13 protein-coding genes and 1 pseudogene are annotated in these 11,258 nt (G+C 57.9%); 6 read left to right on the top strand and 8 right to left on the bottom strand.

Annotated features, from left to right (window positions below; translation table 11 throughout):
* The 6 genes from ACLKMW_RS25780 to ACLKMW_RS25755 all read right to left on the bottom strand — a co-directional run.
* A partial coding sequence (locus tag ACLKMW_RS25780) for a PAS domain-containing protein (protein WP_415727380.1) occupies positions 1 to 271 on the bottom strand: 271 nt, incomplete at its 3' end.
* Between the two features lie 430 nt (positions 272 to 701).
* Complete coding sequence (locus ACLKMW_RS25775; RefSeq protein WP_415727379.1) at positions 702 to 863, bottom strand: DUF3606 domain-containing protein; 162 nt, start codon at positions 861 to 863, stop codon at positions 702 to 704.
* Between the two features lie 80 nt (positions 864 to 943).
* Entirely contained in the window at positions 944 to 1,255 is a 312-nt protein-coding gene (locus ACLKMW_RS25770; protein ID WP_415727378.1) for a hypothetical protein, read from the bottom strand.
* A 53-nt stretch (positions 1,256 to 1,308) separates the two neighbouring features.
* Positions 1,309 to 1,626, bottom strand: a complete 318-nt coding sequence (locus ACLKMW_RS25765; RefSeq protein ID WP_415727376.1) for a hypothetical protein — start codon at positions 1,624 to 1,626, stop codon at positions 1,309 to 1,311.
* 93 nt (positions 1,627 to 1,719) lie between these two features.
* Positions 1,720 to 1,875 carry a hypothetical protein gene (locus ACLKMW_RS25760; RefSeq protein WP_415727375.1) on the bottom strand — a complete coding sequence of 52 codons (156 nt, stop codon included), beginning with the start codon at positions 1,873 to 1,875 and terminating at the stop codon, positions 1,720 to 1,722.
* Positions 1,876 to 2,066: 191 nt separating this feature from the next.
* Positions 2,067 to 2,153, bottom strand: coding sequence for a pilus assembly protein TadG-related protein (locus ACLKMW_RS25755; protein ID WP_415727381.1), 87 nt, complete (start codon positions 2,151 to 2,153; stop codon positions 2,067 to 2,069).
* A gap of 409 nt (positions 2,154 to 2,562) precedes the next feature.
* Between ACLKMW_RS25755 and ACLKMW_RS25750 the strand changes: the two genes are divergently transcribed.
* Entirely contained in the window at positions 2,563 to 2,955 is a 393-nt protein-coding gene (locus tag ACLKMW_RS25750) for a GFA family protein (RefSeq protein WP_415727374.1), read from the top strand.
* Between the two features lie 485 nt (positions 2,956 to 3,440).
* Positions 3,441 to 3,749, top strand: a complete 309-nt coding sequence (locus ACLKMW_RS25745) for a hypothetical protein (protein ID WP_415727373.1) — start codon at positions 3,441 to 3,443, stop codon at positions 3,747 to 3,749.
* A gap of 266 nt (positions 3,750 to 4,015) precedes the next feature.
* Here ACLKMW_RS25745 and ACLKMW_RS25740 read toward each other — a convergent pair whose 3' ends face one another.
* The gene (locus ACLKMW_RS25740) at positions 4,016 to 5,215 is read right to left on the bottom strand and encodes a GGDEF domain-containing protein (protein ID WP_415727372.1); all 1,200 of its coding nucleotides are present in this window, start codon (positions 5,213 to 5,215) and stop codon (positions 4,016 to 4,018) included.
* A gap of 317 nt (positions 5,216 to 5,532) precedes the next feature.
* Between ACLKMW_RS25740 and ACLKMW_RS25735 the strand changes: the two genes are divergently transcribed.
* The 4 genes and pseudogenes from ACLKMW_RS25735 (at position 5,533) to ACLKMW_RS25720 (ending at position 10,418) form a co-directional block, all read left to right on the top strand.
* A complete protein-coding gene (locus ACLKMW_RS25735; protein ID WP_415727371.1) occupies positions 5,533 to 5,865 on the top strand; it encodes a hypothetical protein in 333 nt (110 codons plus the stop codon).
* A 1,153-nt stretch (positions 5,866 to 7,018) separates the two neighbouring features.
* Positions 7,019 to 7,252 (top strand): hypothetical protein, encoded by a 234-nt coding sequence (locus ACLKMW_RS25730; protein ID WP_415727370.1) that lies wholly within the window; start codon positions 7,019 to 7,021, stop codon positions 7,250 to 7,252.
* A gap of 1,041 nt (positions 7,253 to 8,293) precedes the next feature.
* Entirely contained in the window at positions 8,294 to 8,644 is a 351-nt protein-coding gene (locus ACLKMW_RS25725; protein ID WP_415727369.1) for a hypothetical protein, read from the top strand.
* A gap of 387 nt (positions 8,645 to 9,031) precedes the next feature.
* Positions 9,032 to 10,418 (top strand): annotated as a pseudogene (locus ACLKMW_RS25720) (ISNCY family transposase).
* Here ACLKMW_RS25720 and ACLKMW_RS25715 read toward each other — a convergent pair.
* Positions 10,386 to 11,123 (bottom strand): hypothetical protein, encoded by a 738-nt coding sequence (locus ACLKMW_RS25715; protein WP_415727368.1) that lies wholly within the window; start codon positions 11,121 to 11,123, stop codon positions 10,386 to 10,388. The pseudogene ACLKMW_RS25720 and the gene ACLKMW_RS25715 sit on opposite strands and share 33 nt — an antisense overlap.
* Positions 11,124 to 11,258 lie beyond the last annotated feature (135 nt).

The raw sequence follows: 11,258 nt of genomic DNA, 5'->3' as shown, positions 1-11,258 counted from the left end.
GGCCATCAGGGTAGCGCAGCTTCCAGGAGCCGCACCATTCGCTGGTGCCGAGAATGGGGCGGTAACCCCACAATGCCGCGGCGGCTTCGTTGTAATAGGTGATCCGGCCACGATCGTCGGTCAAATAAATGGCGGCGGTCGAGGCAGCCAAAATTTGTATTGCGGCGCCTTCGACCAGGCCGTCGCCCGAAGTATCAAAAGTATTAAGCACTTGGTAGCTCCGGTTGTCGGTTGCACAATGCTGCTGTGATAGGCAGCCGCGCGCCACCATAGCGTTTTCATTTAGAAGCTGCATAAGAAATGTTAAGCTTGGGCAGTTAGAAAAAAAGGAGTAGGAGAGTGGCCCGCCACGCGGCGGCGCCTATTCTGACCGTGGATAGGTAGCCTGAATTGCCGGGGCCAGATCATTCAGGTCGAACACCGAAGAGCCTTTAAAAAGCGGTGTGCAAGTTTTGCTTCAAGACCACGACGGCGAGTTCGCGCCGTTCATCATAAACACATTGGCGCTCAAGTTAGCCAATCGCTTTGACAGCTTCCTGCCTCGCAGCTTCGATGTGGCTAAATCCAAGCCAACATGGTCTGGGGTCAAACTACCGTCGTCATAGGATTCCATCTTGGCCTGTCAGATCTGTCCGGCTCTCGTTTGCCGACCCGACGGTAGATTTTCTTACTTGTTCCTCAGTCAGCCGTCGAATCCATCCTTAATCTTGAGCCTCCTTTTCAAGACGCCGGTCGCTACCGTCACGTTTGATGAGTTCTCTCGCCACACGCGTAGAGATGCCCGTCCGTTCAGCTAAATACTGAACCTTATAAGGCTCCTCGCCGGAAACACCGTTGCGGTCGCGCGCGTCCTTCATGCTCATGTCATCGGCCTAACGAAAATCTCCTGATCCGAGCGCTTTCAACCGCGAGGAACCGCACAATTGTTCCGCATCACCTGGTCTCATTGAAGCTTCGGAGCAGGAATAGTCGCGAAGTTTAAAGCCAGGAAACTGTCGATCTCTTCCGTGACGCTTTCTGCCGGCATTCGCGACACCGGCCCTGCGTCGGTCGCACTGAGCACCGGAATGATCCGAAACTCCTCGTCCCGGGCGGCGGCCGTGTCGACCAATGTAAATCCCGATTCAGGAAACTCATCGCGGAGCGCTTCGACGATGCGTTCCTGAAGTGCAGGCTCGTCGAACTGGACACCCACCGGTGGCACCACTACAAATTCGCGGCACTCACCATCGACGACTTTGGGGACAAAGACCATTCCACCACCTTACTTGATGTCCGGCGGTTCGCCCCTGACAAAGGCGACCGCTTCTAGCGCGCCAAGCGCACTTTGCTCAGGGATTGAGCTATGCCGGTAAATGCGGCCATAAGCTTTTCCGGATCGGATGCATCATAGTAGTGTTCGGCATCGGAGGCGCAACCTTCCAGAAGCGATTTAGCGCCGACGTCCGTGACCATAAAGGCCACGGTGAAGATTTCGATTTTGTTGCTTTTCATGTAGTCGCAGATAGCGGCCGTATCTTGGTTGGTTTTTGTGATCTGCGTCTTGGCCGTCGCGGCATTCGAACTGAGCGCACTGTGGCGGCCGTTGCCGGAGTTGAACCGCAGCGTGTTTTCGCCGTCGGTCATCAGCACCACCACTTTGCGCGGGCTGACGTCGCGTCATAGGCGGCAAACCCTGGCTAAACGGCTCCTTCGGCGACAACAGGTTTTGCCCCCAGATCAGCTGGCCGGGATGTAGGTGTATGGCTTGTAGGAGCCGACATTGATGATCATGCTGTTAATTGCGGCAAGCAATGCCTCCTTTTCGGTGCTGAGCGGCACAATCGGATTGAAGCATCGTTTGACATCCAACGAATTGATATTGACGAGAGCCATGAAGGTCGTCTTGAGGGTGCTTTCAAGGCAAGATCGACTTGGTCGTTCTCGGCGATAAGCTTGGCGATCTGGACGCCCTTCAGTCCGTTGGCACTGTGGGCGGCAACATATGCTTGCGCCATCGTGCGTAGCTTGCCCTGGTCTTTCTCGCGGGATGCGGCCGGAGCAAGCGATATGCCGTCGGTGAGGTCCTAAAAATGAGAACGGGCACTGGAATAACGGGCATAATCCAAGGCAAAGCCCATTCCCACCAAAAGTGGCAACATGAGAAATGCCATCAGAACCGCATAGTGCCGCGCTGACATCTAGCTCCAAAATAGAAGTGGCGCGTAGCGGGCCTCTCGGGCAGCCTTGTGAAGTTCCGAGCCGCGACTTTCGGCAAGTTAGAACGCCGCACTTGCCCCTGAAGGAGACAGCGCGAGCACCCGAGTGGGCTGTAGCTGTCTAGGTTGCGTAGCCCGGCCGGGTTCGGTCGATAGAGCTCCCCGGCATTTGCGTTGAGAACTCGTCGACATGGTGGCGCAGGGCAGGGCGCTTTCATTCTGCCGGCGCCAGGTTCTGTTCGCCTAAAAGCGATGATCACTATCGCCCGAAACAGAAGAACAATGCGTCCTGCAGTGGGCAATTGCATGACAGTGATGTTCGTTGTAGCCATTCCGGCCGCTTGATTTTTGGAGGAGACACAGCATGGACCGATTCACCGGCGGTTGTCTGTGCGGAAACGTCCGAATTGTGGCCTCGGGATTCCCGTACCGAGTCGGCCTTTGTCACTGTCTCGACTGCCGCAAGCATCACGGGGCCCTTTTTCAGGCGTCGGCGATATTCCCGCAGGATGCGGTGACGATCGATGGCGAAACACGCGACTATGCCGGGCGGCACTTCTGTCCCCGCTGCGGCTCGTCCATCTTCGCACGCACCGCAGACGAAATTGAGGTGAATCTGGGATCCCTCGATGCCCCCGACCAACTGATGCCAACCTACGAAAGCTGGATCAGCCGTCGCGAGTCCTGGTTGCCGCCGTTTCCAGTCGCGAGACGATACGAGCGCGATCGTGAGGCCGCTGGGCGCTTTGAGGAGTAGGTCGCACGAATGGTGCGAAGGCGGCGTCATAATGTGCATGGTGTGGTGGAATAATCTACACTTTCAGGTGAGACCAAACCGTCCTCAGAGGGCAAAGGGGTTGATTTCATTGTTCCACGGTACCGCTGCGACGGATTAGGCCAGGATTCCGTCCGGCCGACGCTCCGGGGTTTGGTCGGCGTTCAAAAAAAGCACCCGGATAGGTCGGGAACCACAGCAGTGAAAGCGTTCAGCCAACTTGGTAATCGGGCGGGCACGAGTCGCAACCAGCGTCATCATGTCCAAGTCGCGTTGAAATTTCACTCTCACCGGCGCTTCGTGCGATGAGATGGACCGTGCGCGCACCACATGCGCACGTTCAAAAAATGGGCGTCGGCATCTCCGAGCGATCTCGATCTGCATGAGAACGAATTAAGAACAAATTCGTTGATGGGCAATCGGATTTGTGCGAGATTTTCCTTCACATCAGCGATGGGAGACGACCCATGTATCTCCACCTCTCGATAGAGGGCGCGTCGACAGCCGAGTTGCGGCGCGGCCTGGACGCTGCCAAGGCGGTGTTCGAGAAAGCCAATATGCACCCGCAAACAGCCGCTGAAGGGCGATTCGCCTTGGAAGGTTGGGATATAGGCGGCTTTGAAGGTGAGCTTAGCACAGAGGATAGCAAGGCGGCCGACGTTTGGATGGAAGCTGACCACGCAGCAATAGAAGCGTGCTGCGCTGACTGGCCCGCAGATCGAGCGAGGCCCTACGAGGCGCTGCAACTGCTCTCCTCGCTAGACCAGGCGCGTTGAGCCATGCGCGGCTGCGCGGCGAGATGAATAAGCGAGGCGAACGTATTGACCGATGAGCAAAAACAGAAACCGCCGAAGCTGATCGTCATGGCAATCGACTGCGACGAGGGAGGCGAGCTTCAGCCCACATTCGATCCGATGGAACAGCAGAGCGAGGATCGATCCATCCGAACCGCTCAAGCCCCTTCCCAAGCATGCCGGCGTGATTGCATGGAGCCGAGAGGCAAACACAACGATCGGAGAGTATGGCGAGCCGACGACGTTGTTTATAAGCGGCGAAGTGCCGGAGATGGAGTGAAGGGTTGCCGAGCGTCGGGACGTTCCGTGCGAAACAAGACGACCCGGTCGCGGCCAGCGTTCTTAGCTTGATAAAGGGCGATGTCGGCGCGCGCGATCAGCGCCGGCCGCTGCTCATGCCCGTCTGACACGGCAATACCAATGCTGGCACTGACGCGCACGTTTACATCCGGTATCGGCGCCGTCATTTCCGCTAACGCCTCGCGAAGCCGCGCGACGAGTTCGCCCGCTCCCTCCGCATCGGTGTCAGGCATAAGAATAGCAAATTCCTCGCCACCAATTCGGCCGACGACATCCCGCTTGCGCATATTACGACGTAGGAGTGCGCCATAGCTGCGTAATACCTCGTCGCCAGCGCTGTGGCCGTACGTATCGTTGATCCTCTTGAAATGGTCGAGATCGCACAGGATTAGTGCCGCAGTTTCGGCAGAAGAGGCGAGGATGCGGTCTACCCGCTCTTCAAAGCCGCGCCGGTTGAGCACGCCGGTCAGCCGGTCGAGGTCCCGCTCGCTACGTAGGTCATCGATCACATCGGTCACGGCCGCGGCAAGGATCGTGAAAGCCAGCCCTGCGCCAAGCACCGCGAGTGAAAGCTGCAGCATCTGCCAGAACAGCGATTGCGCGAATGCTCCGGCATCCGGTGCGCTGAAACCCAACGTAAATACTGTGCGTGGGAAGAATTGCAGGGCAAACAGAAGCAGCACCCAGAATAAGGCTCGGTCGATGGCGCGTCCTCTCGCCAGTTTTGTTAGCCGCACTGCGGCTACGAGCAGAATCAGACCGAAGCCGAAATTCTGGATATAGATACGCGCCAACAGATTGCGGTCGACATAGAAAAAGTACCAGATCAGAACACTGAAGGCGGCCAGCAGCGCGAGGTCCAGCATCAATCCGAAGCGCTTATCCGAGCGCCGCAACAGCCCCTCCGCGGCCATCAGAACGGCGCAGGTGTAAAGAACGTTGGAGATAATGGCGTTGATCCCTGGATCACGGGGCAAGTGTAGGATCTGCGTCAGAGCGCCCAGCGCAAAAAGAATGCAAGCTCCAGCCAGCAACAGAAGATAGTGACGACGCCTCTCTATCAGCCACGCCCATAGGAAGGCTAACCCGAAGACGGCAAGCGTTCCTGGACCGATGAGCAGCAATGAAAGGCGGCCCATGTCATTCATTCGTCCTCACCACCATCGCCGAACAGAGAGCATACCAGCCGGCGCACCTGGTTCCTTGCATGGATGGTTCCCAAGAATTGATTGCCACCGATTTAAGAAATCTCGCGCGGGAATCCTATTCTCGCGGTATGCGTCACGGCGTCCCGTCACGCATGGATCAAAGTGTTCCCAATAGACCCGCGATACGCAAAAAGGCCGCCGCCTCGTGAGACGTCACTCCGCTCCAAGATCACGACGGCGATCTATCTCTCCCGTTCAGCGCTTGTTCACGCCGCCTGTGCGACGGTGCTGCCACAAACAGCGAGTGAGGCCTGCTGATGCTGAAAACTTTATTCCTTGCTGGAGCCGTCGCTTTGATCGCTTCGCCCACCCTTGCGGACCCTTTTAAGGACGAGAGCGGCAAGAGTTCCTACGGCATTGGAGACCGCGGTGACGGCGACTGGCACCGCGATTGGCGTGAAGGCCGCGGGGCCGACCGCAGGCGCTATTCCTACCGCATTCCTCGCGGGCATTTGCCACCGCCTGGAAGCTGCCGCGTGTGGTTCGACGACCGGCCGGCCGGTCACCAGCCGCCGCCGACGAATTGTCGTCAGGCGCAGCGACTGGCTTATCGATACGGTGGACGGGTGATCTGGGGCGGCGAGCGGTAGTCGGCTTTAGCGATAAGCAGACCTAGCGTCGAACCGCAAGAAGAAAGCCCACCGCATCCTGCTACCGAAGCGGCGGTGGGCTTTTGGCTGACCCACGTGAAGGGACGCTTGACGCGGGATGCTTTACAATGCTGGAGGCACGAGCTTTGTTCCCTAACCCGCGCATCCTGAGAAGATCCTATCGAGAATATCAGACGGCACCGTTGCGCTCTTTTCGACGTCGTACCCTGCGGCGCAACCAAACATAGCCGCCTGCGACCACCAAAACTGGTAGGCCTACCCCGGCAACGGGGCCGGGAACGGCTAGGCTCTTCGAACCATTCGAGCCTCCTGCACCCCATCCGAGACCGGGCGTGTCTCCCCGATCAGGCGGCTGGGCTATTACGACGGCTGTCAGGGAAAACACGCTGAGGGCGGCGGTGCCGAGCAACAGCTTCATGCTCGTCATGGCAAGCACTCCTGATTGTCCCTCTCAATCAGCTTTACCATCAAAGGTCGCTCCGGACATCCGCCATAGTCGCTAGATCGTTTGGCTACTCATTGCGGATGACGGTCGAAGAGCAGATCCCCCTCGCGGGCTGATCATAGCTATTCTGGTGTTTGATATAGTCGGTCTCGCCTCACCGGTTCAGGCTGCCCGCCTCTCCTCAGAATAGCGCAAGCCCCCAAGAAGTTGCGCTTCATCTCGGATACCAGACTGAAACAGATGGACCAAGGTGGCCGCTCGGCTCTCCAAATCCAAGTCCGTATCGCCCGATCGCCGAGCGGCGTCGAAAACGCCCGACAGCAAGTGCAAATCTTCTGGCGTTAGAAACTGTGGAACGGTTCGAAGCATGGCTTCCTCCTGTCATCAGGGCGGAAGCTCGATGGTCGCTCACAGTCGACGGTGCCCGTGTCAGTTACCGTCGATGGAAAGAGTATACCCCTTTGCTCGGGAAGATGGAGTCACAAAAGTTAAGGGAAAACGAAAAGCCCGCCGTCTCTGATTGGAGACGACGGGAGCGGGGGGAACCTCGCACAAAGAAAACGAGGGGTTGGGGAACTTGGCGAACTCACGAGCGCGACTTTCGTTCCTTCGGGATGATGTAAATTCGAGCAATGTCCGCCAGTTGCGGCCTGTTGCGTTTAATCAGCAAAGGCGGTTAGATCGGCTATGATCGACCGGGATCCACGAATAGACGCAATTGCCGCCAGCGACTTGGCGTCCGCCGCAACGATAGCCTCGCTGATAAGCGCGCTTGCCTCGAAGGGCGTTCTGACCAACCAGGAGACGCGTGAGATTTACGAGAACGCCTTGGCCCTGCTGGAATCGCATCAAGGCGACGAACCGGAAATGCAGCCGGTGTTCGACGCAGCGCGGGAGATCATAGAGGCGCAGTTGCGGTAGGCGGGCGCGCGCGGGGGAGGCCGTCACCTCGCGAGGGACGGCCACCATTCCCCAACCGAGAATTTCAGTCGGTGCCGTTTTGCTCGTTTCGACGTGGTACCCTGCGGCGTATCCAAACATAGCCGCCTGCGACCACCAAGATTGGTAGGCCTACTCCCGCCACAGGCCCGGGCACGGCTAGGCTCTTCGAACCATTCGAGCCGCCTACACCCCAACCAAGGCCGGGCGTGTCGCCCCGATCAGGCGGTTGCGCGGCGCTGAGTGGTGACAGCGAAAACAAAGTGAGGGCAGCGGTACAGAGCAATAGCTTCATGGAGGACATCATAAGCGCTCCCGATCATCCCCCAATGGCATTAGCTTGCCAGCGAAGGCAGGCGCCGGAAACCCGACCATCGTAGCTAGATCGTTGGTGCTAGGTGAGACGCGTGACCTGCGAAGCTCTATCGTGGCCGGGGCGCGACGAGGAGGCTGGTGTCTCTGGCGTCGGGCAGACATGCCGTCGGACAACTACTCTCAGTATTGGTCTTTGGAAAAACTGATTGTGGCAAAACGACCCTTACACTGGTGGAGTGTTGCGGGGCAAACTCTGCGACCAGAAAGAATATAGCTGCCAGGAGCAACGTTCCTAAAACTGCGGCGAGGACATTTGCGAATATATTGCCGTAGTGCATACAACGGCAATGCCTGGCATTGCTGAAGGTTCCAGCCATTGTGCTCGATTGCCAATCGCCAGAAACAGCTATTGCCACATCGAGAAAACCCGCCGTCGCGCGCGCGCGCGAGAGAGAGAGAGAGAGAGAGAGAGAGAGAGAGAGAGAGAGAGAGAGAGAGAGAGAGAGGCGAGGGCCGGGTAGGATAGAGTATCCTGCTGATGCAATCAAACGGCCGAAGCGCGGCTTTCGTTCCCTCTGTCCACCGCCAAAATTCAGTATTGCAAACGAGAAAGGCCCGCCGCCTCCTGACAGGTATGAGACGGCGGGCCGGGCGCTATCCACGTGGCAATTGAACCGTGGACGGTATCAAACACAGGAGCTGCGAGGTTTGTTCCTTCGGCGCGCGGTGGCGCAAATACGCCGGCTGCCTGTGCCCCAAAGCAAAATTGATCAGAGGCATTGTAGGGAGGCGGCCACTTCCAATCACGGGTATGCGGAGCAGCTCGAAGACGCTGCCGACGCAGTTGATTTTATTTCCCCGGCCGATCTTCAGGCCCTGCTTCGCCGCGCGGCCCTGCGCCTCCGGAACACAGCTCAGCTCCAGCTCGATCCCGAATGGGAAGACGCGCTGCAATGCGTGGCGGCCGCAGTGGACTTTGGATGGAACGAACTCATCCGCATGATGGTACAGAAGTGGGTGAAAGCCCAAGAATATGCTGGAGGAAGACACCGAAATTGAGCGGGCCGTGCAGGGGCTTACTAGCCGAGAATCCGGATTATCCTGTCAGAATAGAATGCCAAAGAGACATCGACTGCGCAGTGATCCCGACCGGCACAGGTCATGTGGTCGCATCACGCTGTGGCCGACAGGCCAAGATCGGCAAGTTCTCCCACTTCATGAAAACTCCGGGAGCGTGACACGTCTGCTTTGCAGACTTCTTTCGTCGGCGTTCAGTTCCATAATCCTTATTACGCGACTTTGATGTGTAGCAGCCATTTAGTAATGCGACACCTGGGCCAGTTAGAGATGCGACAGTCCTCGCCTCTCAGGCACTGGCGAACCCGAGCCAGGAAAGGAAGGCTGAGGTTTCACAGCTGGTCATCGATCAGATTTTGCGGAGCCGTCATGCCTCGTTTGATCACTTTGTCGCAGAAAGAACTTCATCGGCTTGAAGCCGTCCAAAAGGTCCGTGGGCATCGGTTGACTGTCACACAGGCTGCCGAGCTGCTTCGTCTCAGCCGCAGCCAGGTCCACCGGCTTCTTCAGGCCTATGATCGTGACGGCGCCGGCGGTCTTGCATCGAAGAAGCGCGGCCGGCCGAGCAACCGACGGCACAGCGAGGCGTTCCGCAACGCCGCGCTCGACCTGGTGCGCGCACACTACATCGACTTCGGACCGACTTTGGCCTGCGAGAAGCTGCTCGAGCGCCGCCAGTTGTCGGTCAGCAAAGAGACGCTGCGCAAGTGGATGACGGAGGCTGGCATCTGGACGTCACGGCGCGAGCGCAAACGGCAGCTTCATCAGCCACGTGGTCGGCGCGACTGCTTCGGTGAACTGATCCAGATCGACGGCTCGCATCATTGGTGGTTCGAGAACCGGGGGCCAAAATGCGCCCTGCTCGTCTATATCGATGACGCGACCGGCAAGCTGCTGCATCTTCGCTTCGCCGGATCCGAGAACACATTCGACTATCTGATCGCCACGAAGGCGTATTTGCAAGAATGGGGCAAGCCGATCTCCTTCTACAGCGACAAGCACGGTATCTTCCGCACGACGCGCGGTTCGGAGTTGGATCGACATCATCTGCGCCAACACGCCCCAGGCGAAGGGACGCGTCGAACGTGCCAATCAGACCCTGCAGGATCGGCTGATCAAGAAATTGAGGCTGGCGGGTATCGACGACATGGCGGCTGGCAATGCATTTCTGCCTGGCTTCATAGAGCACTACAATGCGCGGTTTGCGATCGTTCCTGCCCGACCCGATGATCTGCATCGGCCAATGAATCTGGCGCCCGATCGGCTCAAAGAAATCCTGTTCAAACGCGAGCAGCGCTATGTCGGATCGCAGCTGACATTTTCGTTCGAGCGCCAGCGGATCATGCTTGAGGAGACCGAGGTGACGCGCGGTTTGGCTGGTCGCTATGTCGAGACCTATGCCGATGCCGATGGTCGATTGGATGTGCGCTGGAAAGGCCATTCCCTGCCCTACCGGGTCTTCGATAAGGACCAACGGGTGACGCATGCGGCGATCACCGAGAACAAGCGGCTCGGTGATGTCCTGGCCTACATCAAGGAACGTCAGGAGCAGCAGACGAAGCCGGCCGTGAAGACGAACAGCGAGAAGATTGGCTACAAACCGCGTGGCCGCAAGACGGGTAAGCTGACGGATTTCATAACCGATTCCGCGATCATTGCTCGGCGACGGCAGGCGCTTCCCAGCAAAGTGCGGTGGAGCAAGGGCAACCCTACCCGGCACGGTTCAATGGAGAATAAACTCGGAATGCATATCTGATTCCAGCTTTAAGCAGGCAGGCCACAAGGGTGTCTTGTGGTAGGTTCCGTGCTGCCAAATAGTCAGCCCCTCGCGCTCTTCGTGCAGCAATCCCAGCCAGCACAGCGGGCGAATGATATCGTAGCGGAGCGCCGACCTTTCCGCCCAGGTTTCGACAGTCATTTTTGCTGGCTCCGGGTACGATTCGCTTGGGTATAGCTCGCTCGCCAGGTCGTCCAACGAACAGCCCGTTTCTGCTTTCATATTGATAAGATTGAGAAAGACGTGCCACCAACGCATCCGATTACGGACAGCCTCCTGCGACTGCCCGTAATGGATATAAGCATAAAGATAATCCGTCGCGATCAGATCGAAGAAGGCCTGCGGTGTCGCCAGAAAGTCTCGGCCGCGTTGGGTAGGTACCAGTACGTCCTTTCGCCGCCGAAGAAGCCGCAAGTGCTTGAGCATGTCACGGACGACCAAAAGCGGCGGCATATCGGCTTCGTTGAGAACCGTGTTGATGCTGTATAAGTCGTCCGACGTGTAGCCGGGCCAATCGAAGTGAACAGCGGCCCAGTGGACGAATTTGCGGTTTATCGCCCCCGATGCGGTCAGCCCGATGCCTCCCTGGGTCTCGGCGTAGGAAACAGTCATGGCCATGCCGCGAAGCAGTGGCGACCGCGCGGTTACATCGACATCACCCATCAGCTTGATTTCCGGAAGCATCGCGAGACCCTGGCCCTGCACATTCAGCTGCCTGCAACATCTACCAGGAACGCAATAATTGAAACTGAGAAAGCTCACATGAGGGGTTTGGCGTCAAGACATCGGATGCATCCTCCCCGTGTGCTGTCGGATTCA

Origin of the sequence: Borborobacter xinjiangensis (genome assembly GCF_047739745.1) — a bacterium.
In the GTDB taxonomy this organism is placed as follows: domain Bacteria; phylum Pseudomonadota; class Alphaproteobacteria; order Rhizobiales; family Rhizobiaceae; genus Pseudaminobacter.
Note: the sequence above shows the minus strand (reverse complement) of the source record. Positions and strands in the feature narration are given on the sequence as shown.